26 protein-coding genes are annotated in these 24,915 nt (G+C 63.6%); 9 read left to right on the plus strand and 17 right to left on the minus strand.

Annotated elements, in window-relative coordinates; all coding sequences use genetic code 11:
- Positions 1–8 precede the first annotated feature (8 nt).
- Together IVB46_RS36735 and IVB46_RS36740 are read left to right on the plus strand one after the other, a co-directional pair.
- Positions 9–836 (plus strand): FAD binding domain-containing protein, encoded by an 828-nt coding sequence (locus tag IVB46_RS36735; RefSeq protein WP_247303387.1) that lies wholly within the window; start codon positions 9–11, stop codon positions 834–836.
- A complete protein-coding gene (locus tag IVB46_RS36740) occupies positions 833–3,559 on the plus strand; it encodes a molybdopterin cofactor-binding domain-containing protein (protein WP_247303389.1) in 2,727 nt (908 codons plus the stop codon). Before IVB46_RS36735 ends, IVB46_RS36740 begins: the two co-directional genes overlap by 4 nt.
- Here the strand turns inward: IVB46_RS36740 and uraD are convergent.
- The 4 genes from uraD to IVB46_RS36760 form a co-directional block, all read right to left on the minus strand.
- Entirely contained in the window at positions 3,556–4,443 is an 888-nt protein-coding gene (uraD, locus tag IVB46_RS36745; protein ID WP_247303397.1) for a 2-oxo-4-hydroxy-4-carboxy-5-ureidoimidazoline decarboxylase, read from the minus strand. The two genes, IVB46_RS36740 and uraD, sit on opposite strands and share 4 nt — an antisense overlap.
- Before the next feature lie 5 nt (positions 4,444–4,448).
- Positions 4,449–5,384: an allantoinase PuuE gene (gene puuE / locus IVB46_RS36750; protein WP_247303399.1), complete on the minus strand. Its 936-nt coding sequence runs from the start codon at positions 5,382–5,384 to the stop codon at positions 4,449–4,451.
- Positions 5,385–5,798 carry a DUF3830 family protein gene (locus IVB46_RS36755; protein WP_014493672.1) on the minus strand — a complete coding sequence of 138 codons (414 nt, stop codon included), beginning with the start codon at positions 5,796–5,798 and terminating at the stop codon, positions 5,385–5,387.
- Between the two features lie 89 nt (positions 5,799–5,887).
- Entirely contained in the window at positions 5,888–6,175 is a 288-nt protein-coding gene (locus tag IVB46_RS36760; protein WP_247303400.1) for a hypothetical protein, read from the minus strand.
- 253 nt (positions 6,176–6,428) lie between these two features.
- Between IVB46_RS36760 and IVB46_RS36765 the strand changes: the two genes are divergently transcribed.
- Entirely contained in the window at positions 6,429–6,644 is a 216-nt protein-coding gene (locus IVB46_RS36765) for a hypothetical protein (protein WP_063982016.1), read from the plus strand.
- Positions 6,645–7,183: 539 nt separating this feature from the next.
- Here IVB46_RS36765 and IVB46_RS36770 read toward each other — a convergent pair.
- The 3 genes from IVB46_RS36770 to IVB46_RS36780 form a co-directional block, all read right to left on the minus strand.
- The gene (locus IVB46_RS36770) at positions 7,184–7,684 is read right to left on the minus strand and encodes a hypothetical protein (protein ID WP_071911727.1); all 501 of its coding nucleotides are present in this window, start codon (positions 7,682–7,684) and stop codon (positions 7,184–7,186) included.
- Between the two features lie 437 nt (positions 7,685–8,121).
- Complete coding sequence (locus IVB46_RS36775; protein WP_247303402.1) at positions 8,122–10,047, minus strand: AI-2E family transporter; 1,926 nt, start codon at positions 10,045–10,047, stop codon at positions 8,122–8,124.
- A gap of 274 nt (positions 10,048–10,321) precedes the next feature.
- Entirely contained in the window at positions 10,322–10,717 is a 396-nt protein-coding gene (locus IVB46_RS36780; protein ID WP_247303404.1) for a hypothetical protein, read from the minus strand.
- A gap of 289 nt (positions 10,718–11,006) precedes the next feature.
- Between IVB46_RS36780 and IVB46_RS36785 the strand changes: the two genes are divergently transcribed.
- A complete protein-coding gene (locus IVB46_RS36785) occupies positions 11,007–11,264 on the plus strand; it encodes a DUF2798 domain-containing protein (RefSeq protein WP_247303407.1) in 258 nt (85 codons plus the stop codon).
- A gap of 66 nt (positions 11,265–11,330) precedes the next feature.
- Here IVB46_RS36785 and IVB46_RS36790 read toward each other — a convergent pair whose 3' ends face one another.
- The 3 genes from IVB46_RS36790 to IVB46_RS36800 all read right to left on the minus strand — a co-directional run bounded on the left by IVB46_RS36790 (position 11,331) and on the right by IVB46_RS36800 (position 14,582).
- Complete coding sequence (locus tag IVB46_RS36790; RefSeq protein ID WP_166100381.1) at positions 11,331–13,118, minus strand: chloride channel protein; 1,788 nt, start codon at positions 13,116–13,118, stop codon at positions 11,331–11,333.
- 13 nt (positions 13,119–13,131) lie between these two features.
- The gene (locus IVB46_RS36795) at positions 13,132–13,779 is read right to left on the minus strand and encodes an L-fuculose-phosphate aldolase (RefSeq protein WP_247303409.1); all 648 of its coding nucleotides are present in this window, start codon (positions 13,777–13,779) and stop codon (positions 13,132–13,134) included.
- Positions 13,780–13,955: 176 nt separating this feature from the next.
- The gene (locus tag IVB46_RS36800) at positions 13,956–14,582 is read right to left on the minus strand and encodes a MarC family protein (protein ID WP_247303411.1); all 627 of its coding nucleotides are present in this window, start codon (positions 14,580–14,582) and stop codon (positions 13,956–13,958) included.
- Between the two features lie 145 nt (positions 14,583–14,727).
- Between IVB46_RS36800 and IVB46_RS36805 the strand changes: the two genes are divergently transcribed.
- From IVB46_RS36805 to IVB46_RS36820, 4 genes are all read left to right on the plus strand, one after another.
- Positions 14,728–15,297 (plus strand): ferritin-like domain-containing protein, encoded by a 570-nt coding sequence (locus IVB46_RS36805; RefSeq protein ID WP_063982009.1) that lies wholly within the window; start codon positions 14,728–14,730, stop codon positions 15,295–15,297.
- Between the two features lie 187 nt (positions 15,298–15,484).
- Positions 15,485–15,868, plus strand: a complete 384-nt coding sequence (locus tag IVB46_RS36810; RefSeq protein WP_014493661.1) for an Hsp20/alpha crystallin family protein — start codon at positions 15,485–15,487, stop codon at positions 15,866–15,868.
- Positions 15,869–15,876: 8 nt separating this feature from the next.
- On the plus strand, positions 15,877–18,270 hold the full coding sequence (lon, locus tag IVB46_RS36815) for an endopeptidase La (protein WP_247303413.1): 2,394 nt from the start codon (positions 15,877–15,879) through the stop codon (positions 18,268–18,270).
- On the plus strand, positions 18,267–18,431 hold the full coding sequence (locus tag IVB46_RS36820) for a hypothetical protein (RefSeq protein ID WP_247304837.1): 165 nt from the start codon (positions 18,267–18,269) through the stop codon (positions 18,429–18,431). The genes lon and IVB46_RS36820 overlap by 4 nt, the downstream gene beginning before the upstream one ends.
- A 72-nt stretch (positions 18,432–18,503) precedes the next feature.
- On the opposite strand, the gene IVB46_RS36825 is transcribed toward IVB46_RS36820, so the two are convergent.
- The 6 genes from IVB46_RS36825 to IVB46_RS36850 form a co-directional block, all read right to left on the minus strand.
- Positions 18,504–18,806 (minus strand): HU family DNA-binding protein, encoded by a 303-nt coding sequence (locus IVB46_RS36825; protein WP_014493658.1) that lies wholly within the window; start codon positions 18,804–18,806, stop codon positions 18,504–18,506.
- Positions 18,807–19,087: 281 nt separating this feature from the next.
- Positions 19,088–20,320 carry an acetyl-CoA C-acetyltransferase gene (locus tag IVB46_RS36830; RefSeq protein WP_247303416.1) on the minus strand — a complete coding sequence of 411 codons (1,233 nt, stop codon included), beginning with the start codon at positions 20,318–20,320 and terminating at the stop codon, positions 19,088–19,090.
- 278 nt (positions 20,321–20,598) lie between these two features.
- Positions 20,599–22,062, minus strand: a complete 1,464-nt coding sequence (locus IVB46_RS36835; protein WP_247303418.1) for a GH1 family beta-glucosidase — start codon at positions 22,060–22,062, stop codon at positions 20,599–20,601.
- Positions 21,971–22,450, minus strand: coding sequence for a hypothetical protein (locus tag IVB46_RS36840; protein ID WP_247303420.1), 480 nt, complete (start codon positions 22,448–22,450; stop codon positions 21,971–21,973). Before IVB46_RS36840 ends, IVB46_RS36835 begins: the two co-directional genes overlap by 92 nt.
- An 89-nt stretch (positions 22,451–22,539) precedes the next feature.
- The gene (locus tag IVB46_RS36845; protein ID WP_085405692.1) at positions 22,540–22,947 is read right to left on the minus strand and encodes a hypothetical protein; all 408 of its coding nucleotides are present in this window, start codon (positions 22,945–22,947) and stop codon (positions 22,540–22,542) included.
- 61 nt (positions 22,948–23,008) lie between these two features.
- Positions 23,009–23,176 carry a hypothetical protein gene (locus tag IVB46_RS36850; protein ID WP_166343176.1) on the minus strand — a complete coding sequence of 56 codons (168 nt, stop codon included), beginning with the start codon at positions 23,174–23,176 and terminating at the stop codon, positions 23,009–23,011.
- Between the two features lie 124 nt (positions 23,177–23,300).
- On the opposite strand from IVB46_RS36850, the gene IVB46_RS36855 reads away from it, so the two are divergent.
- Positions 23,301–23,864: a DinB family protein gene (locus IVB46_RS36855; RefSeq protein ID WP_247303422.1), complete on the plus strand. Its 564-nt coding sequence runs from the start codon at positions 23,301–23,303 to the stop codon at positions 23,862–23,864.
- Between the two features lie 9 nt (positions 23,865–23,873).
- Here IVB46_RS36855 and IVB46_RS36860 read toward each other — a convergent pair whose 3' ends face one another.
- Entirely contained in the window at positions 23,874–24,836 is a 963-nt protein-coding gene (locus IVB46_RS36860; RefSeq protein WP_247303424.1) for a LysR family transcriptional regulator, read from the minus strand.
- Positions 24,837–24,915: the final 79 nt, after the last annotated feature.

Consider the following 24,915-nt stretch of genomic DNA (forward strand, 5'->3'; position numbering starts at 1 on the left):
GCGCAGCCATGGATTTGAATACCATCACGACGGTGGCCCATCCGCAAACGCGCGCGCAGCTGCCCGCCTGGACGGAAGGTGATGCTTGGCTCGCGGGCGGCACCTGGCTGTTCTCGGAGCCCCAGGTCCACCTGAAGCGGCTGATCGATCTCACCGATCTGAAATGGCCGGCGCTCACGATCACCGACACCCATCTCACCATCTCCGCCACCTGCACCATCACGCAGCTCGACGGTTTCGCCTGCCCGCCCGACTGGCTCGCAGCACCGCTGATCGGCCAGTGCTGCCGGGCTTTCCTTGCTTCATTCAAGATCTGGAAGACCGCGACGGTCGGCGGCAATCTCTGCATGTCGCTGCCGGCGGGACCGATGATCTCGCTCACATCAGCGCTGGATGGCGTCTGCACCATCTGGAAGGCCGGCGGCGGCGAAGAGAAGATACCCGTCGTCGACTTCGTTATTGGCAACCAGCGCAACCGCCTGACGCCAGGCGACCTGATCCGGCAGATCGATATCCCGATTGCCGCGCTGAAGCGCCGCACGGCCTTTCGCCAGATCTCGCTGGCCCCGGTCGGCCGCTCTGCGGCGCTTCTGATCGGCAGCCTGGACAGCGATGGCACGCTGACGCTGTCGGTGACCGCATCGACCGTGCGACCGATCCAGCTGTCCTTTCGCAAGGCCCCGGACGCGGGCGCGCTTCGCGACGCGATCGCGCAGCAGATCCCGGATGATCTGTACCACACCGACATCCACGGCAAGCCGCTCTGGCGCAAGCATATGACGCTAAGGCTCGCCGAGGAGATTCGCGGCGAACTCGTGGGGGCGACGTCGTCATGAGTTTCGAGGTCAACGGCAAGACGTTACCGCAAGAGCCGCGCGCCGGCCAGTGCCTGCGCACGTTCCTGCGCGAGCTCGGCCATTTCGGCGTGAAGAAGGGCTGCGATGCCGGCGATTGCGGCGCCTGCACCGTGCTGCTCGACGGCGAGCCGGTGCATAGCTGCCTGATCCCGGCGTTCCGCGCCGAGGGGCGCGCCGTCACCACGATCGAAGGGCTCGGTGGCGACCACGGCGTGCATCCGATGCAGCAGGCCTTCCTCGATGCGCAGGGCTTCCAATGCGGCTTCTGCACCGCCGGCATGATCCTGACCTGCGCCTCGCTGAACCAGGCGCAGCGCACTGATCTCGGATCGGCACTGAAGGGCAATATCTGCCGCTGCACCGGCTATCGCTCGATCGAGGACGCACTGCTCGGCAAGACCAATGTCGAGGAGAGCGTCGAGCCCGGCGCCGCCTTCGGCCGCAGCCTTCCGGCCCCAGCAGGCCCCGATGTCGTGCGCGGTAAGGCGCACTACACCTTCGACACCGCCATCGACGGCCTGCTGCACATCAAGCTGCTGCGCTCGCCGCACGCCCACGCGAAAATCGTCGCGATCGACAAGTCGGATGCGCTACGCGTGCCCGGCGTGCACGCGGTCCTGACGCACGAGGATGCGCCGTCGGTGCTGATCTCGACCGCGCGGCATGAGAAGGACTGGATGGATCCGGAGGATACCCGCATCCTCGATGACGTCGTCCGCTTCATCGGCCAGAAGGTCGCCGCCGTCGTCGCCGAGAGCGAGGCCGCCGCCGAGGAGGCGTGCCGGCGGCTGAAGGTCGATTACGAAATCCTGCCTGCGCTGATCGATCCGGAGCAGGCGATGGCGCCGGGTGCACCTGTCATTCATCCTGACCGCACCACCGCGAACCGCATCGCCGATCCCCCGCGTAACCTCGCGGCGGAGACCCATGGCGAATACGGCGACGTGGCGGCGGCACTCGCGACGTCTGCCGTCACCTATGAGGCGACCTTCCACAGTCACCGCGTGCAGCACGCCGCGCTGGAGACCCATGGCGGCCTCGCCTGGCTCGACGCTTCCGGCGTGCTCAATGTCCGCACCTCGACGCAGGTGCCGTTCCTGACCCGCCGCGCGCTGTCGGACATCTTTGAGCTCCCAATGGACAAGGTCCGCGTGTTCTGCGAACGCGTCGGCGGCGGCTTTGGCGGCAAGCAGGAGATGTTCGTCGAGGACATTCTGGCGCTCGCTACGCTCAAGACCGGACGACCGGTCAAGCTGGAGCTGACCCGCGAGGAGCAGTTCATCGCGACCTCGACGCGGCATCCGATGCGGGTCCACATCAAGGCCGGCGCCGATGCCGACGGCAGGCTCACCGCGCTCCAGCTCGAGGTGCTCTCCAACACCGGCGCCTACGGCAATCATGCCGGCCCCGTGATGTTCCACTCGCTGTCCGAGTCCATCGCTGTCTACAACTGTCCGAACAAGAAGGTCGATGGCTTCGCCGTCTACACCAACACGGTGCCGTCGGGCGCGTTTCGCGGCTATGGCCTGCCCCAAACGCAGATCGCGATCGAAGCCGCGATCGACGAGTTGGCACGGCAGCTCGGCATCAGCCCCTACGACATGCGCCGGCGCAACGTCGTCAAACCAGGCGATCCCATGCTGTCGCCGCCGCCGTCCGAATTTCACGACGTGCTCTATGGCTCCTACGGGCTCGACCAATGCCTCGACCTCGTCGAACGCGCCATGCAGGCCGACGGCCCGCAGCCGGACCTGACGCCGGAGTGGCTGATCGGCGACGGCGTCGCGCTGACCATGATCGACACGGTGCCGCCGGCCGGCCATCTCGCGGATGCGATGATCGTACTCAACGACGACGGCGGCTTCGACCTCACCGTCGGCACCGCCGAGTTCGGCAACGGCACCAGCACCGTGCACCGGCAGATCGCGGCGACGACGCTCGCAACCACCGTCGACCGCATCCGCCTGCGCCAGTCCGACACCGCCCATGGCGGCCACGACACCGGCGCCTATGGCAGTGCAGGCACCTTCGTTGCCGGCAAGGCAACGCATGCAGCCGCGATGCAGCTCGCGACCGAACTGATGGCTGTGGCCGCCAGCGCCTGGCTGTGCGACGCCGCCAGCTGCACGCTCGACGACGAAGCCGTCGTCAGCGGCGTCCGGCGGATGTCGTTTGCAGAACTCGCGAAGCTTGCGCGCGAACGCGGGCAGCCGTTCGCAGGCACCGGCAATTCCGAGGGGACGCCGCGCTCGGTCGGCTTCAACGTCCAGGGCTTTCGCGTTGCCGTGAACAAGGGCACCGGCGAGATCAAGATTCTCCGGAGCGTGCAGGCGGCGGACGCCGGCGTCGTCGCCAATCCCATGCAGTGCCGCGGCCAGGTCGAGGGCGGCGTCGCGCAGGCGATCGGGGCGGCGCTCTACGAGGAGATGGTGATCGACGCGACCGGCCGCGTCACCAACCCGAAATTCCGCGACTACCACCTGCCCTCCTTCGCAGACGTTCCGCGCACGGAGGTCTTCTTTGCCGAGACGTCCGACACGATCGGGCCGCTGGGCGCCAAATCGATGAGCGAGAGCCCGTACAATCCGGTCACCGCCGCGCTCGGCAATGCGATCGCGGATGCCACCGGCATCCGCTTCACCGCGCCGCCGTTCAAGCCGGACCGGCTGTTTCCGGCGCTGCACGAGAAGTTTGGGAATTAACTGCCGCGATAGGTTGAGTAGCTCCACGGCGTGACCAGCAGCGGCACGTGGTAGTGGCTTTCCGGCTCGCTGATCGCAAAGCGCAGCGGGATCTCGTCGAGGAACGGCGGGTCTGACAGCGGCACGTTGCGCCCCGCGTAATACTTGGCAACGCTGAATTTGAGCTCGTAGCGGCCGATCGGCAGCGGACGGCCGCCGATCAACGGCTGGTCGGTGCGGCCATCGGCATTGGTCACGGCGCGTGCGATCACGCGGCGCTCGCCGAGATTCGCAAGCTCGACGAGCTCCACCGGGATGCCGGCTGCAGGCTTTCCGGCGTGATTGTCGAGCACATGCGTCGAGAGCCGGCCGTGCACCTTCAGCTTGTCGTCGGCGACGACAAGCTGATCGAGCCGCAGCGCGGAGATGCGGCCGATCTCCTCGATCGCGCGCCGCGTCTCGGTCTTGGCGATATTGCGCAACCGCGTCTCGAAGTCGCGCAGCACGGAATCCCTGGTGTGACGGCGCACGCAGACGATATAGGGGAAGCCGAATTTGTCGCGATAGGCGTTGTTGACGCGCTCGAACGCGGCGTATTCTGCATCTGAGAGACGGTCGAGGCCGGCGCTGTTCTGCTCGTCGGTCGATTCTGCAGTGAGCCCCGCCGCACGCTGGGTCTTGTTGGCGAGATCGGGATGCGCCCGGATCAGCGCGAGCTGCACGTCGGGCTCGGCAGCCTGGATCGCCGCCATCAGCGCTGAGTGCAACTGGTTGATACCGGCGAACGGCCGCTGCCCGGCAAGTTTCTCCGCAATCCACGGTGAATATTCGACGACGTTGGCAAGGACCGCGACAAAGCCGGCCTGATCAGCAGCATTGAGATCGGCGAGCGAGATTTGCGCCATCGTCCTCACCCGATCTCGAATGCGTCGGCGGCAAGATGCGCATGCTTGTCGTGCCAGTGCTGCGCGATCTGGAGCCGCGTCGGCACCCAGACGCGATCGTGCTTGCCGATATAGTCGAGGAAGCGGATCAGTCCCGCGGCGCGGCCGGGCCGGCCGGCAAGACGGCAATGTAGCCCCACCGACATCATCTTCGGCGCGGTCTCGCCCTCGGCATAGAGCACGTCGAAGGCGTCCCTCAGATAGGTGAAGAACTGCTCGCCTTCGGCAAACCCCTGCGGGTTGATGAAGCGCATGTCGTTGGCGTCAAGCGTATAGGGAATGATGAGCTGCTTGCCGTTCGCGCCCTTGACCCAGTAGGGCAGATCGTCGGCATAGGAGTCGCAGAGATAGAGGAAGCCGCCCTCCTCCATCAGGAGGCGGTTGGTGTTGATCGAGGAGCGCCCGGTGTACCAGCCGAGCGGCCGCGAGCCCGTCGCCTCGGTGTGGACGCGAATGGACTCGGCGATCTCGGCGCGCTCCTGCGCCTCGGTCATGTCCTTGTGCTCGATCCATTTCAGGCTGTGGCTTGCGATGTCCCAGCCTGACTCCTTCATCGCCGCGACAATCTCCGGATTCCGCTTCAGCGCAGTGGCAACGCCGAACACGGTGGTCGGCCACTTCCGTTCGTTGAACATCCGCCACAGCCGCCAGAAGCCGGCGCGCGAGCCATATTCGAACATCGACTCGATATTGGCGTGGCGCTGGCCCGGCCAGGGCTGCGCACCGAGGACGTCGGACAGAAACGCTTCCGAGGCGCGATCGCCGTGCAAGATGTTGTTCTCGCCGCCTTCCTCGAAATTGACGACGAACTGCACCGCGACCCGCGCGTTGTCAGGCCATTGCGGATGCGGCGGGTTGCGGCCGTAACCGCGGAGATCGCGCGGGTAGCGAGTATCCGTCACTCAGACTTCCTCGAAGCGGATCGGCAGGGCGCCCTTCCACAGCACGCTCTTGCCGAGGGTCGCGAGATTCTCCAGGCCCGAGGTCAGCGTGATGAAATGGTTGCCGGCGAGCTGGCCCATTTTGCTGGCGAAGTGCACGCCGCCATAGGCGAGCAGGATCTCGGTCTCGCTGATGCCGCCGGGATAGAGGATGATCTGACCCGGCGCGGGATAGCTGGTGTGGTTCTCGTAGCCGACGCCGAAATCGAGATCGCCGAGCGGCATCCAGACGCCCTCGCCGCTCCAGCGCACATGGATGATGTGGCTTTCGAACGGCAGCGCCTTGCGGAACGCAGCGACGGTCTTGGGCGCCAGTTGCTCCTCGAAGCGGGCATCGAAGGTGAAGTCGCCGGCGCGGATAACGAGTTTGCTCATCTCATCTCTCTGGATCGGGGGCCAAAGGCCCACGGGGAATTTTCAAGCAAAGAGCATTCCATCGGGCTTCGCGCAAGTGGCGCGGCCCGTCATCTGCGGTCGTAGGACCAGCCGAAAATACCGCTCCGCCGCACCTCCGGCTCGGGGTCGGCGGCGGGCGCGGCCGAAGGGGGCGCCTCCTTCAGTTCCGCCTGTAGCGGAGGTGGAGGCGGCGCCGGCAGATTCTCGCATTTCATGGAGTAGACCAGCTTGCCGTCCGCGGTCCGCCCGATCGGGGCGCAGAGGTCTGGATGCGCTGCCGAGGTCTTTGGCGTGAGCTTAACCTGCGCGGCCGCCGGCGAGGCGATCAGGAGAAGGACCAGCAGATATTTCGACATCGTTGTCGCCTGAGAACTCAATTCGCCTCATTGAACCGGATTGCCGGGGGCAAGTCCACCGGCGCTGCGGGCGCGATTGCCGAATATTTGGCCGGGGCCAGAAAATTTGCTCGCCCCAACGTGATGGCCGCGCTTCAGATCGTGAAACCGGCCCGGCTGATATCCGGCAGGGCACATCGCCATGTCAGCCACGACCGCGAACACAGGCGACCTTTTTCTCACAGCCTGAATCGCCGTCACGGGAGAAACAACCATGCGAAAGACTTTTGCCATTCTCGGCGTCACCCTGATCGCCGCCGCCACCATCCAGACCGCCGCCGCGAGCGACCGCCACCACAGAAGCAAGGTACACCCCGCCCCGATCACCCAGTCGGTCCGCGACTCCAACGCGTTCTGGCCGTCGCAGCCGACCACACCCGACTGGCAGCGCTACGCCAACGGCGCGCTGTCGGCACCGGCGGGGCGGTGATGCGGGCGTAGAACGCGGTTGCTGCGACGTCTCTCGTGTCCCGGACGCGCTGCAACGCGCAAGCGTTGCTGCGCAGAGCCGGGACCCAGAAAGCGACACGGTACAATGCGGAGAGTAGAACGCGGAGACATGGGCCCCGGCTCTGCAGCCGCACCGCAAGAGCGCTGCGCTCGCAATGACGGAAGTGAGGCATCGGCGTCGTCCGCCAATTGTCACTGTCATTCCCCGCGAAAGCGGGGAATCCAGTACGCCGCGGCCTCTCGGCTCAATCACAGCCGTCTCTGGAATGCTGGATCGCCCGGTCAAGCCGGGCGATGACAGCGAGTGCTGCAGACGCACCAATGGCCGACGCGCTGACAGTCGCAGAACCTTTGGCGATGGGCGGGCCGTCGCTCTCGGTCATCGTGTTCATTCCTGTTGCGTCGCGACAGGATAACTCGCTTCCGCTTTTTTGGCGGCATAGCGAACCTTGCCCGGACTTGCCGGTAGGTCAACCGAATGACCCCAACCGGACTTTGGCTGCGGGCCTCACGCATGCGCTACGCGGTTCGGGATGAACCCTGCATGACACGCTTGACCACCATGGCCGCGATCCCCGCGAGCACGGCCTTTGCCTGCGGGGACGCAAGTATGTCGATGATCGGGTTCGACGGTTGGGCTTGCTCGTGAGGCTGGGCATCGCCACTGGCGAGGATATCCCGGAGCTGACCGGGCCTCCCATGCAGATCGGTGAGCACCTCGCCCAGTTCCTTCGGTTCGGGGGCCACTTGTCCCGGTAGCGCCACGCCGCGCGCGGCGGCTCGCTCCTGCAGCATCTTCACGAACGCCGCCCGTTCTTCCGGCGAAAGCTTGCCCAACGCTTCTATCGCTGCCTGCGCGTACTGGTCAGACGGCACGGCGTGTGACACATCACCATACCGTTTGAGAACCTCTTGATCGGAATAACCCTCCGACGGATTTCCTTGTTCGTATCGATCAACGAAATCCCGATACTCTTTCTGGCGTTGCCCACCGCCCATTAACTCGTCAAGGATACCCATGTACAGCTCCTCCTTGCGTGATTAGCTCAGGCTGCTTGCCACAGACAACGACACGTTTCGCTTGCGCGACATACGAGCGATATCGGCGTTACGCACAAGATACAGGCGAAGAGTGCAGTCGCTCCGATAGTTGCTACTTCCAAGGTAAACCCACGTTGAGAGTATTGACCTAGGTCAAAGGGTCATGGCGGCCGTGCAAACTGAATGTTTTGCTTGTGAGGCGTGAGTGGACATTCCACGCGCGTGTCGCAATGATCGCTATTGTCCCTGCTGAAGCTTTTGGGTCCGGCCAAATGTGCGGTGCGCGATGGCAAATATTCGCAAGGGTCACCGTCGCGCGGTCCCCGCCCATCCTTTTGCTCTCCACGGGACCCGGTGACCGATGCGGATGGTCGCCCTGCGACGCCCGGCAAGCCAGAGGAGCAAAAGATTCGTTTTTACGCCGGAGCAGCTGCCTTCGCCTGATCCGACGCATCAGGTTGCGCGGAGGTCACGTGAACGACTGCTTCCAAGGCTGCACCGAACGACCCGCTCGCTACCAACGCGTTGGAAGCGTTTCCCACCGTTTCTGCGGCTCCCGTTCCCAGCAAAGCGAACAGGATACGGGTTGCGCCAATCCTTTTACTGAGCCCTCGAACGACGTGCTGAATCTTGGCGGTGGACGGCTGACTCAGATAGCAGACACATACAAGCGCGGTGTTCGCCAATTCGAGCGAAAGCAATTTCGACATTGATGAAGCATCAGCCTTTTCCGCAATTGCCTGAATCCCGCGGTGCCGCAGAAGCTGCGCCAGCACAAGCGCCGTCGCCTCATCGAGTCGCCCGGCACCAGGGATGCAAACGACCGAAATAGACGAGGTCGGCGGCTCTGGAATCAAAGCGTGCTCGGAGCCTGCTCGCTCGAATGTAATGGCAGCTCCGGGGCTTGAGCTTAGATCCGGGGAACTGGGTCCTGTTGCTTCCACGTCATGGCGTGCCCCCAGCTCAGCGACCAATTCTTCCACCGTTGAGACTACCCGATTTAATCGGTCCTGATCGAGGTGACCCAATTGACGGTCGGCCTCCGCGAGTCTCAGGCCTTTCAAGAGGATGTCGTCATAATAATTCTCAAGCGACGAGTCATTCAGGTATTCATGTGCCTGTTCCACCGCTTCAATTGGATCTCCCGCCAGCATTCGTTGATAAGCCAGTTGCGGCGGCGTCAGCGGTGGTCGATCGCCAAGCATAACGTCAAGAAATTTGAGGCGATCGACATGCCGCCCAAGGACGACGAGACAAATTGTCAGGGGCGTGGCCAACACCAGTCCGACCGGCCCCCAAAGCCACGTCCAGAATGATGCTGACAGGATAATTGCAATCGGGGAAAGACCCGAGCTATGCCCAAAAATCAAGGGTTCGAGAACCTGTCCTGCGAGCAACTCAAGCACGACGAACAATGCCGCCGTAAGTATCAGCATCTGCCAGCCCGTGCCCACCGCCGCCGCGAGAATGAGAGGGAATACCGCAGATATCAATGCACCGATATACGGTACAAATCGCATAATCATCGCGATCAGACCCCATAGCGGAGCCGAGGGGACACCGATGAATTCAAGACCTAAGCCTATTGCAAGACCGAACACGCCATTGAACGCGATCTGGGTAAGAAAGAGCTTGCTCAGACGCTTACCGGCGTCGTCCAGGGCCGCAGTCGTGCGTTGAATATCCGCGGATCCGGCCAGTCGGACAAGCCGATTCCTTAGATCTTCCCGTTGCAGCAGGACAAAGACAACAAAGATCACGACGATCCCTGTCGTCGTTAAAGGTGAAATCAGTGGCTGGATGATTGCGCCAAACGTCGACAGAGCACCAGGATCGGGTTGCCTTACCTCAACGGGTATGGGTATCGGCTTGTCTGAGGGCTGTCTGCTGAGTTCGCCGTCAGTAGGTCGACCGGCCCCATCTCGATTCTGCAACTCTGTCTTCAATTCTTTCAGAACTGTCGACGCCTGCTCCAATGTTCCAGAGCCGCCGCCCATTAAGCCGCGCAGGCTTTCGATCTTGTCACTCAATGTTTGTTGATAGCCTGGCAGCTTGGTGGCGAGCCGGGTCGCCTGCGAAACCATAAGACCGCCTAGACTAAATATGATCGAGAATCCGATGAAGACGACCACCAGCACAGAAATCGTGCGCGGAATTCGCCAGGAACGTAAGCGCATCACGAAGGGCGCCATAACGAAACTCAGGAGAACTGCTAACGCGAAGGGAACAAAAATTTCACGACCGAAATAGAGCGCAGCAATTATCAACGCTGCGACGGCCATATTCGTCAGCACAGTCCCCCGCGGCTGTGCCAATCTCATTTGAGGAGATTTCTCTTCCATGGCGCGTCTTCCATGGCGCGGCTCATTCATCCCATACGTGGGTGAATTCTCCTTCGCGACACCATCCTACACCGAACTAACTTGTTCCGACAGCCCGAGCATGCCGTTCAATGTCGCTAGCTCGTCTCATAGCGCGCGGGTTGACAGCCCGCCGGGTGTTTTACCCCTCGGGCAAACACAGAGCCGCTTAGCCCGGACGGAGCCAACGGGACGGCGCGAAGCCGCCGCACGATGACACGCTCCGTGCAATCCGGGCTACGGCGAGAACAGGCGCCTAATAAGGCTGATAGTAGCCACGCGGACCGTAATAGGGACCGCCGCCATAATATCCCTGACCGCCATAGTAAGGACCCGAGCCGTCATAATAGCGATTCTCGTAGTACTCTTGGCGTCGGCTCTCTGCGATCGCGCCTCCGATCAGACCTGCCGCCACGCCCATGAAGGCAAGCCCTGCCGCATTTGGACCCCGGCGATAGTAGCGGTGGCGCCGGGCGGCGCTGAAATCCGTCGCTACTGATCTGCTCGACGTCGCAGAGTCCGCGCTGACGGACGGCGAACCAGCCGGCGCCGCAGACGAGGGCGAGACGGAAGCTGTCGCCAGGGCCAGACTCGCAAACGCAGCCAGTGCGGTGTTGCGGCCAAACCTGGAATTTGCGGGCCTATCGCTCATCTCGGCGTCCTTTGTTCTCATTCAAAGTCAAAATATGAAACGATCCATAACGTGCAAACTACTGAAAGGTTTCGTGATCGCGGCAATCTGCCACGCTTCGAACGATTGTAAACCGAACGACCAGATCCAGCTTGAACCACTCAACCTGAGCGGATAATGAACAGCCGCGCCGTTTTTCGGTCGCCGTAAGCGTTTCACGTGAACCAACGCATCAACCGACGCCGTCGGGATCGATGCATTTTCGCAGGTTCAACGTGACTGACGCGTCCTTTTCCTCAAGAGAAATCAGATGATTGCGGTTCGCAAACTGCCGGCGCGCTATGCGCCGGTCGTGATGCCATTTGTACTGTCCATCCTCATGACGGCCGTGGTGTCGGTCATTTCGACGCTCCGGAGCCTCGGCGCGACGCCGGCGTTCCTCGCGACCTGGCCGGGCGCCTGGGCGCTGTCATGGCTCGTCGCCTTTCCCACGCTGCTGATGGTGCTGCCACTGGTCCGACGGATCGTGGCGTGCGTCGTCGCTTCCCCATCTCAACCAGGCCGATAGCCGGCGCGGACGGCGGCACACGAAGCACGCCGTCCCGCTTCCATGATTGCGTCTGCGGGAGTGATCCTACGACAGCGCCCCGAGCACGCCGCGCGTGGCCTTGTCGATCTCCTCGACATAGCGGCGGCGGGCAAACGTCTCGGTGAGGAAGCCGACCACCTTGCGACTGTCGGTGGAATCGACCACCGCCAGCATCTCGGCTTCCGCCTCGTCGAACACGGCCATCGCCGACTTCACGTTCATTTCCGGGATCAGCACGATCTCGGTCAGGCGGGCGAGCTCGATCACCTGGATGTCGTCGGCGATGCTGTCGAGATCGCTGGAGAACAGGTCGGGCAGCAGGACGAGGCCGACATATTCGTCGGCATTGTTGACGATGACGATGCCGGGCCGCGAGCCCAGCGCGAATTCACCGCGCACGGCGGCGATCGTCGTGGTCGATGGCACCTTGCCGACGTCGGAGCGCATCAGCCGCTCGACCGTGAGGTTGCGCAGCCAGCCGACGTCGTTGGCGCTGCGGATGGTCTCGCCGCGCAGATGCAGGCGCCAGGTCGAGAAGGAATGACCGAACATGAAGCGGACGCAGATCGAGGTGACGATGCAGCCGGCCAGCACCACGGCGGTGACGTCGACATTGCGAGTCATTTCCAGCACGAGGAACGACATGGTCAAGGGGCCGCCAACGATGGCGACGCCGAGCGTCGCCATACCCGTCAGCATCGCGACCAGCGGGTCGATCACGAATTCCGGGCTGATGAGCAAAAGAACCGCAGCGAAGAACTTTCCGATCAGGCTGCCGACGAACAACGAGGCAAAGAACAGACCGCCGCGGAAACCCGAGGCGAGCGAGATCAGGCAGGCCGTCACCTTCAAGGCGATGATGATCGCGATCAGGCCGATCGTCATGTCGTGAAAGAGATCGAGCACCATGGCGCCGTGGCCGGCCGCGAGCACCTGCGGCGTGACGATGGCAAAGCTGCCGACGATAAGGCCGCCGATCACCGGGCGCAGCCAGACCGGCAGCCAGACAAACAGGCGCTCGAACATCGAAGACGACCGCATCACGGCGATGCCGACGCCGCTGGTAATGAGCGCAAGCCCGATCAATGCCAGATATTGCTCGACGCCGACCGCGCTGACCTTCGGTATCTCGATAGAGTACGGCGCGCCGCCGAGCCATTGCGCGGTCAGCGCGCCAGCAAGCGAGGCCGCCAGGATCGGCGCGGCGCTGCCGACCGAATAGACGCCGACGATCAGCTCGCAGGCATAGAACGCGCCGGTGATCGGCGCGCCAAACGCCGCTGCGATCGCAGCGGCGGCGCCGCAACCGACGATCAGGCGCAAATCGTTGCGGCGCAGATTGAAGAACTTGCCGAGCAGTGAGGCGATACCCGAGCCGATCTGGGTGTAGCCGGCCTCGAGGCCGACCGAGGCGCCGCAGCCGTTCGAGATCAGCGTCTGGCTCGACACCACCATGCTGTCGCGCATCGACAGATTGCCGCCGCGCAGCGCGTTCGCCTCGATCGGGTCGACCGCGTTGGAGATCTTCAGCCGCCGCCGCCACCACTCCATGATACCGAGCGCCAATCCGCCGAGCGCGGGCGCGATCAGGGCCGCCCAGGGGCTGACCCGGGCGTGCGCGGATAGGCGAACGTCGACGGGAATGCCGTAGATCATCATATGGGCAATCTGCGCGATCTCGGCCATCAGCGTCACGATGGCACCGGTAAACGTGCCGATCACGAGCGCCAGCGGGATCAGGTAGAACTCGTTGCTGCGCAAGAGCGCGCGCAGGCGAACCATGACGCGGTTCGATCCCTTGCGATCGGCGATGTGTCTGATCCGCGCGAACACCTTTTTGCCCGCCCTAACCTTCCGACATGCCGTAGCCGGCCATGCGCTGGCTGACACGTTCGATCTCGGCACTCGACAGCAGTGGCGGTTTTCCGATCTGGAGGCAGCCGTGATACTGCCGCGCCAGCGTCTCGACCTCGACGGCGAGCCACATCGCCTTGTCCAGCGTCTTGCCGACTGCGATCATGCCGTGATGGTCGAGCAGACAGGCGAGCCGGCCCTCCAGCGCCCGCAGCGCATGCTCGGACAGCTCCGCCGTTCCGAAGGTGGCATAGGATGCGCAACGGATACTGTCACCGCCGGCGGCCGCGATCATGTAGTGCACGGGCGGAATCTCCATGCCCATGATCGCCAGGATGGTGCAATAGGTGGGATGAGCGTGGACGACGGCGTTGACGTCGGGCCGCGATTTCAGGATGTCGCGGTGGAAGCGCCACTCACTGGAGGGCTTCTGACCGGGGGCATGGGAGCCGTCCATCGCCATGAACACGATCTGGTCGGGCGTCATGGCGTCATAGGGCACGCTGGTCGGCGTGACCAAGAGCCCGTCTGCATGCCGGACGCTGATATTGCCCGAGGTGCCCTGGTTGATGCCGAGCGCGTTCATGCGGCGGCACGCGTCGATGATGGCCTGTCTCTTTGCGAGCTCGTCCGCTGTCATCGATATCTCGGTTTCTTCTCGGCTTCTTGACGATGGACCTTTGTTAGACCGGGAGTACGTCAAAGCTATATGGCAGTGCAAGAGAAAGCGGCCGGGATTGGCTGCTGCCTTGCCGGCTGTACCGTTACATCAAGAAACCAATTGTAAAATCAGTATATTAGCAGATTGTCGCAGGTTTACAAAAAGCTCGCCCGGACGGCCCCAATTCCGTTGATCACGAACTGCACCGAATAGGCTGCGAGCAGCATGCCGAGGACGCGTGAGAGCACGGCATTTCCGGTGCGCCCGAGGGTGCGCGCGATCAGGCTCGCGGAGACGAAGCATAGCATGCAGAGCAGGCACACCGAGACGACGACCGCGATGATGATCGCGAGCTTGGCCCCATAGCCGGCATTGCCCGTCAGCAGCAGCGTGGTCGCGATCGCGCCGGGACCGGCCATCATCGGGATGGCCAACGGAAACACCGCAACGTCGGAGGCATGCTCCGAGGTCGCCTTGTCGGCCTCGCGCGCCTCGCGATGCGGACGGTCGCCGAAGATCATCTGGTAGGAGACGCCGAACAGCAGCAGTCCACCGGCGATCTGGAAAGCGGGGATGCCGATCCCGAGTTGGCGCAACAGCCAGTTTCCGGCCAGCGAGATCACCACCAGGATCGAGGCCGCGATCAGCGGCGCGCGCAGCGCGATCGTGCGCTTGACCTTGTCGGGCATGCCTCCGGTCGCGGCCAGGAAGGCCGGCGCAAGGCCGACGGGATCGACCACCAGCAGCAGCGTCACGAAGGCGGACAGGGCGAAGTCGAGCATGCGGGTGGGTCTCACGCGAGGTGCAGCCGCAATCCATAACCGCTGGAGGAGGCCTTCGCGAGGAACATTTGCCCTCGCAGAGTCTTGGTCGCGCGAGGATTGAGGAAGGCATCGCCCTTCCCGTGTCGCCTCAAGAGGAGGATTTATGGCTAAACGAGCGAAGAAACGTGCGAACGCGAAAAAGACCGCGGCGCGCCGTCCGCGTCAGGCACCGAAGATGTTGAGCGACCTGTTTCTGGAGACGCTGAAGGACATCTATTACGCCGAGAACAAGATCATCAAGACGCTGCCGAAGATGGCCAAGGCGGCGCATTCCAAGGACCTTGCCGCCGCCTTCAACAAGCATCTGCGCGAGACGCAGGGCCAGGTCAAACGGCTCGACCAGATCTTCAAGATGCTGGGCAAGCCGGCCCGCGGCAAGCCCTGCGAAGCGATCAACGGCATCACCGACGAGGGCGCCGAGATCATGAAGGATTTCAAGAACGCCCCTGCCCTCGACGCCGGCCTGCTCGCGGCCGCTCAGGCCGTCGAGCACTACGAGATCTCCCGCTACGGCACGCTGCGCACCTGGGCCGAGGAGCTCGGCATGCCGGACGCGGCAAGGCTGCTCCAGGAGACGCTGGACGAGGAAGAGGCGACCGATCACACGCTGACCGAGCTCGCGACCTCGGTCATCAACCTCGAAGCGGAAGAGGAGTACCGCGCCGCGGCCTGATCGGCGCGACGCGCCCAACTGTTGCCTTCGATGCCGCGGAATATCCCCGCGGCGTCGAAGCGTGCGACTGCAAGGGCCTCCTCCGGTTGGAGAGGCCAGGCATGCTCCAAACGCGCAATGCTGGAATTTTGGGGAACCGTCCCCATATGCTCGTTTTCCAACCGCAGCGCCTTCCCCGAGTTTTGCCATGCAACCCAAAAATCCCCTCGACTGGATGCTGTCCGAAGCCCTGGACTCGCTGACCCGCGCCGAACGGCTGCGCCAGCAGTTCGGCCGCCAGGAAGCCTGCTGGGAGCCGCCGATCGACGTGCTCGAAACCGAGCATGAGCTTTTGATCCTGGTCGCGCTTCCCGGCGTCAATCCCGATAATGTCGAGACGGTGATCCTCGACGGCGTCCTCGTCATCTCCGGCCAGCGCACGCTGCCGCCGGAGCTTCGCAACGCCCGCATCCACCGGCTCGAGCTGCCGCAGGGCCGCTTCGAGCGGCGCATCGCGCTTCCCGTTGGCCGCTACGCCATCAGCCGCTTCGTGATGGACGGCTGCGTCGCGCTGCGCCTCGCCAAATCCTGAGGTCGATCATGGCCACCGAACAGATGAATACCGCACAAACCAATTCCCAGAATAATTCCGACGTGAAGATTCCCGAAGACGCGCTGATCGTCATCCCGGTGCGCGAGATGGTGCTGTTTCCCGGCGCCATCGCGCCGATCGCGATCGGCCGGGCGAAGTCCATCGCCGCCGCGCAGCAGGCGCTGCGCGAGCAGCGGCCGGTCGGCATCGTCCTGCAGCGCAGCCCCGAGATCGAGGAGCCCGGACCTGACGATCTCTACCGGGTCGCGACCATCGCCAACATCGTGCGCTACATCACCGCGCCCGACGGCACGCATCACATCGTCTGCCAGGGCGTGCAGCGCGCCCGCATCCTCGACTTCCTGCCGGGGACGCCGTTCCTCGCCGCGCGTTTCCAGCAGATCCCCGAGCCGACCACGAGCTCGCCCGAGATCGAGGCGCGCGCGCTGAATCTGCAGCGCCAGGCCATCGAGGCGGTCGAGCTGCTGCCGCAGGCGCCGCCCGAGCTGGTCGCGATGTTCCAGAGCACCACCGCGCCCGGCGCGCTGGCGGACCTGGCGACCTCGTTCATGGACATCAAGCCGCAGGACAAGCAGGAGGTGCTGGAGACCATCGACCTCGCCTTGCGCGTCGAGAAGGTGTCGAAGCACCTGGCCGAACGGCTGGAGGTGCTGCGCATCTCCAACGAGATCGGCCAGAAGACCAAGGCCTCCTTCGACGAGCGGCAGCGCGAGGCGATCCTGCGCGAGCAGATGGCGACCATCCAGCGCCAGCTCGGCGAAGGCGACGGCAAGGCGGCCGAGGTCGCCGAGCTGACGGCTGCCATCGCCAAGGCCAACATGCCGCCGGAAGCGGAGGCGCACGCCAAGAAGGAGCTGCGCCGCTACGAGCGCATGCCCGAGGCTGCCGGTGAGTCCGGCATGGTCCGCACCTATCTCGACTGGCTGATCGAACTGCCCTGGGCGCTGCCCGCGGAGAAGCCGATCGACATCAAGGAAGCGCGTCGCATCCTGGATGCCGATCATTTCGGCCTGGAGAAGATCAAGGGCCGGATCATCGAATATCTGGCGGTGCGCAAGCTCGCTCCGCATGGCAAGGCGCCGATCCTGTGCTTCGTCGGCCCGCCCGGTGTCGGCAAGACCTCGCTCGGCCAGTCCATCGCGCGCGCGATGGATCGCCCCTTCGTGCGCGTCAGCCTCGGCGGCGTGCATGACGAGGCCGAGATCCGCGGTCACCGGCGCACCTATATCGGCGCGCTGCCCGGCAACATCATCCAGGGCATCAAGAAGGCCGGTACGCGGAACTGCGTCATGATGCTGGACGAGATCGACAAGATGGGCCGTGGCGTGCAGGGCGATCCCTCGGCCGCCATGCTGGAGGTGCTCGACCCCGAGCAGAACGGGACGTTCCGGGACAACTATCTGGCCGTGCCGTTCGACCTGTCGCGCGTGGTGTTCATCGCGACCGCCAACATGCTGGACCAGATTCCGGGCCCGCTGTTGGATCGCATGGAGCTGATCAGCCTCGCCGGCTACACCGAGGAGGAGAAGCTGGAGATCGCGCGCCGCTACCTGGTGCGGCGTCAGCTCGAGGCCAACGGTCTGACGGCCGAGCAGGCCGAGATCGAGCCGGAGGCGCTGAAGCTGGTCGTCAAGGGCTACACCCGCGAAGCCGGCGTGCGCAACCTCGAGCGCGAGATCGGCAAGGTGTTCCGCCATGCCGCGGTGCAAATCGCCGAGGGCACGGCTGCCAAGGTCGTGGTGAGCCCGAAGGACATCGCCACCGTGCTCGGCCAGCCGCGCTTCGAGGGCGAGATCGCGCAGCGCACCAGCATTCCGGGCGTCGCCACCGGGCTTGCCTGGACGCCGGTCGGCGGTGACATCCTGTTCATCGAGGCCTCGCGCGTGCCCGGCCGGGGCGGCATGATCCTGACTGGCCAGCTCGGTGACGTCATGCGCGAGAGCGTGCAGGCTGCGATGACGCTGGTGAAGAGCAAGGCCACGCAGCTCGGCATCGATCCGTCGGTGTTCGAGAAGAGCGACATCCACGTCCACGTGCCGGCGGGCGCAACCCCGAAGGACGGACCGAGCGCGGGCGTTGCGATGTTCACGGCGTTGACGTCCCTGCTCACCAATCGCACGGTGCGCAGCGACACCGCGATGACCGGCGAGATCTCGCTGCGCGGTCTGGTGCTGCCGGTCGGCGGCATCAAGGAGAAGGTGGTGGCTGCGGCCGCCTCCGGATTGAAGCGGGTGATGCTGCCGGCGCGCAACAAGCGGGACTACGACGACATCCCGAAGAGCGCGCGGGACAACCTCGAATTCATCTGGCTGGAGCGCGTCGACGAGGCCATCGCCGCAGCGCTCGAGCCGGCTGATGCCAAGGTCGAAGCGGCGGAGTGAAGGCGATGAAGAAATTGCTGGAAAAAGCGAGGCGATCGCGGAAGACGCAGCGGCTGCGTCAGCTGCTCGACCGTGCGATCGACCGGGTTCGCGATGCGCTGGCGGCACCAGGGCCGCGGCTTCAGCCCGTTCCGATCCGGGTGAAGCGCCGCAAGGGTTGAGCCCTCCGTCTCAAGCCCTCGCGGCAGCCCCAAACAAAAGGCCCCCTCCTAGCCGAGGGGGCCTTTGCGTTGTTAGCCCACCGCGTCCTTGGCGGCCTTGACCGGGCGGGCGCGGACGATCTTCCGGGCCGGCTTGGCCTTGAACATCATCTCTTCACCCGTGAACGGGTTGGTACCCTTGCGCGCCTTGGTCGCGGGCTTCTTGATGACCACGAACTTGGCGAAGCCCGGCACCAGGAACAGGCCGTTCTTCTTGAGCTCCTTGTGACCGACGTCGGTCAGCGTCTCCATGACGCTCTTGACGTCGCGCTTGGAAAGCTCGGTGGCGGTCGCAATCTTTTCGATCAGCTGCGATTTGGACATTTGGGTTGGCATCGTGTCTCCTCTGATTCGTTGCCGGTTGCATATTAGACCAACCGTTGAAGGCCCAGAGCCTTCTGCACAGTTTTGTCGCGATTTTACGGGCTTTTTTGGCCCTCTGAGGCAAAAAACCCTGCTTTTCAGCGGCTTCCAGAGCGGAAGGAGCCTCCGGCAGCGGTTTTTGCCTTGTTTCAAAGGCCCGCACGCCGCCTTGCTAAAGCTGATTCGCTGCTTTCGACAAGCGACGACCGGCCTCTTTGTGAGAGGCCGGTCGCGATTCACCCTGAAAAATAAGGCTAGACGCGCTCGATGATGACCGCGGGAGCCATGCCGCCGGCGGCGCACATGGTGACGAGACCGCGCTTCAGGTCGCGCCGTTCGAGCTCGTCGAGCACGGTGCCGATCAGGATCGAGCCGGTGGCGCCGATGGGATGGCCGAGTGCGATCGAGCCGCCATTGACGTTGACCTTGGCGCGGTCGAGCTTGAGGTCGCGGATGTACTTTTCCGCCACCACCGCAAAGGCCTCGTTGATCTCGAACAGGTCGATGTCGTCGATGGAGAGCCCCGCCTTCGCCAGCACCTTGCGCGTGGCCGGCACCGGCGCGTTCAGCATCAGGGTCGGCGAGTCCCCCATGTTGGCCATCGCGACGACGCGAGCGCGCGGCTTCAGGCCGTGCGCGCTGGCATAAGCGGGCGATGCGAGCAATATCGCGGCGGCACCGTCGACGACGCCGGACGAATTGCCGGCGTGATGCATGAAGTCGATGTTGAGGTCCGGATATTTCTGCAGGATCAGGCCGCGATAGGTCGTGCCCTTGTCGTCGAGCGCATAGTCGGCGATCGCAGGGAATGCGGGCTTCAATGCGCTCAGCCCTTCCATCGTGGTCTGCGGCCGCGGATACTCTTCATGGTCGAGCGCGAGGCTGCCGTCCTCGCGATGCACGGGCGCGAGGCTCTTCTTGAAGTGACCGCCGGCAATCGCTTGCGCGGCGCGCTTCTGGCTTTCGAGACCGAGCGCGTCGACGTCGCTTCGCGTGATGCCTTCCAGCGTCGCGATCGCGTCGGCGCAGACGCCCTGATGCGACTGCGGATGCCGTGCACGAAGCCGTAGATTGCCGGAGTCCATCATCATCGGACCGCCGCCGCGGCGTCCTTCCATCGACATCATCTCGCAGCCGCCGGCGATGACGAGGTCTTCGGTGCCCGACATGATCGAGGCCGCCGCCATGTTGACGCTGGTGATGCCGCTTCCGCAGAAGCGGTCCAGCGTCACCGCGCTGGCGCGCACGTCGTAGCCGGCATCGAGCGCCGACATGCGGCCGAGGTCGCCGCTTTGGGTCGCGACCTGCGCGCTGCAGCCCCAGACGATGTCGTCGACATCGGCGGTGTCGATGCCGGTGCGATCGGCGAGCGCGCGCAGCACGGTCGCGCCGAGCTGCTGCGGATGAATGCCCGAGAGTGCTCCCTTGCCGGCCTTGCCGACGCCCCGCGGGGTCCGGCAGGCATCGATGATCAGCGCGTCAGCCATTGGCGTTGTCCTCTTGTTTATGGGCGTTGATGTCGTTTCTGAATAAGGGGAGGAGTGGAGTCAACGTGCGGTGCCGCGCGGCCTCCTTGCAAAAAACTGAAAAACAACCCCATGCACAGTAGAAACGCGGGTTCCGCATGAGGCGCGGCGATACCGGCGAAGCGATTGGCCTGTCAGGCTAAACGGCCGTGGCCGCGCGATCTTGCGTCACCTCGCCCCGCCTGCGGGAAGAGGTCGGATTTTACGCGCGGCGGAAAATCCGGGAGAGCGAGAGAAAGCTACGCCCCCGCCGCGTTCTTCGCGATCACGTTGCGGTAGAAGGTCGCGCTGAGCTTTGGCGTGCGCACCTGCGTGTCGAAATTGACGTGATAGAGCCCGAAACGCTTGTTGAGCCCGAACACCCATTCAAAGTTGTCCAGCAGGCTCCAGAGGAAGTAGCCGCGCACCGGCACGCCCTCGGCGGTGGCGCGCTGGAGCTGCGCGAGATAGTTGCGCAGGTACATGATGCGGTCGGTGTCGTAGATCTTGCCGTCAGGCGTCACCACGTCGTCGCCGGAGGTGCCGTTCTCGCTGATGTAGATCGCATCCGTCTTCCAGATCTTTGCGGCCAGCTTCGGCACCCAGTAGATCGTCTCCGGCGCGACGCGCAGCCAGTTCGAGTTCATGTGCGGGAACGATTTCGGGATCGGCAGCGGCATGAAGCCCGCGCCCTGATCGGACGGCACCACATAGTTCTGCGGCGCGTAGATGTTGAGGCCGAGGAAGTCGACCGGCGAGGAGATGATCTTTAGCTCGGCGTCGGTGTATTTCGGCGCATCGGCGCCCGCGTATTTCAAGAAGGCGTCGGTATACCGGCCGGTCATGATGACGTTGAGATAACCGGCATTCATCTCGCGCAGCGCGATCTCGGCCGCAAGGACATGCTCGGGCGTGTCGATTGCGGGAACGCAGACGTCGATATTCTCGGCCGGCCCGACCCTGGTGCCGCGGCGGCCGTGCGCCCGCACCGCCTGCACCGCGAGCCCGTGCGCGAGCGCGCTGTTATGCCTGACCTGGTTGACCTCGGCTTGCGGCAGCGTCACGCCGGGCGCGTCGATGCCGAGGCCATAGCCGAACTGGACGAAACGTCCGCTCTCGTTCAGCGTGAACACGTTCTTGACGCGATCGGTCAGGCGCTCGGCGACATAGCCCGCATAGTCGCCAAAGATCTTGCAGGTCTCGGTCGAGCGCCAGCCGCCGAAGCGATCCTGGAGCGATTGCGGCAGGTCCCAGTGATAAAGCGTCAGCCACGGCTCTATGCCGTTCTTGAGGAGCTCGTCGACGAGACGATTGTAGAAGTCGAGCCCCTTCGGGTTCGGCTTGCCGTCGCCGTCCGGAAACACCCGCGGCCATGCCACCGAGAAGCGGTAGGCCTTGCAGCCGAGCTCCTTGATGAGCGCGATGTCCTCCTTGTAGCGCTGATAATGCTCGACGGCGCGATCGCCGGTGGTGCCGTCCTCAATCTTGCCGGGGATGCGCACGAACTTGTCCCAGATCGAAGCCCCCCGCCCGTCGACGTCGACCGCACCCTCGACCTGATAGGACGAGGTCGCCGTGCCCCAGACAAAGCCCGCCGGAAAGCCATCCATGCCTCGCGGCGCCGGTGCCGGCTTAACCTCGGCGGCCTCCAGCGGATTTGCGATACCGGCTGCGGACAATCCCGCCAGCTTGGCAAACTGGCGACGCGAAACCTTGTCCGACATTGATACTGCCCCTTGAGACGATTGTTGCGGCGGCACAATGGCGTGTCGGAAGCTGCTTGAAAAGCGGGAGTTCCGGGACTTGCGGATGCAAAAATGCAGAAGAACGCCCCGGATTTACCCCCCAGCCCTGCTTTTTGCCCTTCACGCCCTGAGCCGCATCGAAGCACGCCAACAGCGAATTGATCACGGCTCGCGAGCCCAGACCATCCACCACGAAGTCGCGGTCCTTGCCGTTGGGCGGTATGATCTTCAGCTTCGCGCTGCGAATGCAGGAGCGATCGTCCGAAACCATCGATAGAACGATCCGGCGCTCCACCATCGATGGCAAGAACGCATACGTCCGTTCACAAACGCGGTCCCGAGTGATTGCGAGTTCTGCTGCGGACATCCCGCCAGCCTGGCAAGCAGGCGACGCGAAGTCTTGTCCGACATGATGCTGCATTGAACCGGGCACGCCGAGCGACCCGGCTCGCTCGATCAGCGCGAGCGCTTGGGCAATTTCGGAAGCTTGTCGGGATTGAACGCGGCTACCTGCTCGGTTCGCTCACGCGCGGGCGGCTGCTGTTCCGTGAGAATGAGCGTACCCTGGAGGATCATTCCCGGCATCTGCGCTGCCTTCGCCGTGTAAGTCGCGACCTTGCCGGGGCAGTTTCCCTCGATGTCCAGCGTGAGCTCGTCGTCGATGCCGAAGACCGTTGCACGTCCGTCGGTATGACGCTTCGTCGACACGGTGGCGGTGAAGCGATCTCCATCGACCTTGCAGGAGCCGTGATAGGTCATCAGGCTGTCGCAGCCCCAGATTTGTCCGTCTGCGACATGGACGATCCCGGTACCCTGGTCGAGTGGCGTCTTGTACCACGCCGCGTAGGTGCCGTCCTTCAGCATGGGAGCAGTCTCCCTTGACATTCCCTCGCGAATAATCCGCATGATTAGCGCTAAGAAACGGTTAATCGCGCGGCCCGTGCGAATCCGGTCTGTCCCTTCGCAACTCGGCTTCCAGTTCCTCGATGATGCTGTGAAGCAGGCACGCGGCAAGCGGATCGGTGACTTCGCGCTCCAGAAGCCTGTAACGCGCGATCTGGAATTCCCGCTCTCGCAACTGGTGCTCTGTCATCGGACGGGCCCTCCGGCAAACCTACCCGGAAACAGCCAAGTCGTTTCGTTACAATTTTCAGATCATTTGCTATGGTTTCTGATCGGTAAAGGAACGCGGCGCCGAGCAGGTCGAGGGGTTTGCAATGTCGATCGTTCAAACCTATCGCGCCTTCGCCTACAACAATGCCTGGGCGAACCACCGGTTGCTCCGCGCGTGCGCCGAGCTGAGCCAAGGCGAATTTGAGGTCGAGCGGACGGGCTTCTTCCCGAGCTTGCAGCGGACGTTGAACCACATTTATGTCGTCGACCTCTTTTACGTCGATGCGCTCGAGGGCGGATGGCTTGGGCCAAAGGCCTGGGAGGATCCGATCCCATTTCCAGCTCTTGCAGGGCTCTCGGAAGCTCAAGCATCGATGGACCGGCGCTTCATCGGCGTCTGCGATGCTCTGACACCCGCCTCGTTGAACGAAGACGTGCGGATCAATCGAGATCCTGGTGTCCAGATAGAGCGACGCGACCGGCTGCTGATGCATCTCATTCAGCATCAGATTCACCACCGTGGGCAGGCGCATGCGATGTTGTCGGGAACGCGCATCAAGCCGCCGCAGCTCGACGAGTTCTTTTCAACTGCCGAAGCGCCGTTGAGGGCATCCGAGTTTGCCGATCTGGGCTGGACGGAGGAAACCGTTTGGGGGCCGCCCAACTGAGCGCGCGCGCTACCGATTGCGGTTCCGACCTGCTCCGACCGAGGCGAAGACAACTTCCATCAGCCATGCAACGCCGGCGTCCTTCATCGCAGCCTTGGTCGCGATGGCGCAGATCGTATCCGGCTTACGGGCGAAAGGCAGCTCGACGAACATCAATCCGAAATGCCCGGCGTGCTGCTGCATCAGACGCCGCGGCAATGCAGCGATCAGTTCGGACCCTGCAAGCTGGACCAGCGCCATCATAAAGTTCGGGACAGTCAAGGCAATGCGGCGCTTGAGACCGCGCTTTGCCAACATCTCATCGACGAAGCCGCGTGGCTCACCGCTGAGAGACACCAGCAGATGCTGCGATTGCGAGAAAGCCGCAGGTGTCGGAGCTCTGGCGAAGGCGTGTCCCTTGCGCATGGCCAGCACGAATTCCTCGTCGTAGAGCCTGCGCGCCTCGAAACGCGGCGATACCGCCGGCAGCGGCAGCATCGCGACGTCCAGCTCTCGTCTTTCGAGCATCTCGAGGCACTCGTGCCAGGGGTCGCCGATCGCGCCGCCGCGGGGCGCGGGCATCACATGGATCAATCCGATGTCGATGTGGGGCGCCCTGCTTGCGATCGAACCGAGTAGCTGCCCCGTTGTCGAGGCGAGAACAGCATCGGGTGCGCCGATCGTAAAGCGGCGATGGCTTTTTGCAGGGTCGAATGGTGTAGCCAAGCCAACCAGTTGTTCGACGCGCGCGATGATTTCAGCGATCGGGTGGTCGAGCTCCAGGGCCCGCTCTGTTGGAACGACGCCCTTCGGCGTTCGCAGGAACAGCGGGTCGTTCAAAACAAGGCGCAGCCGGCCAAGCGCGTGGCTGACAGCGGACGGCGTCAGGTTCAGTCGCGCGGCCGCGCGCGCGACATGGCGTTCTTCCAGGACCACGCGGAAGAGCACAAGGAGATTCAGTTCGACCCTGGATAGATCAATTTGGTTCAGCATATTGCTGAAATCATATCGCTGGATTCATCAAGATCAAGGCCCCATGGAATGCGCAGATCGTGCAATCAGGAGCCTCGAA

This window comes from Bradyrhizobium sp. 61, assembly GCF_023073075.1.
GTDB classification, from domain to species: domain Bacteria; phylum Pseudomonadota; class Alphaproteobacteria; order Rhizobiales; family Xanthobacteraceae; genus Bradyrhizobium; species Bradyrhizobium barranii.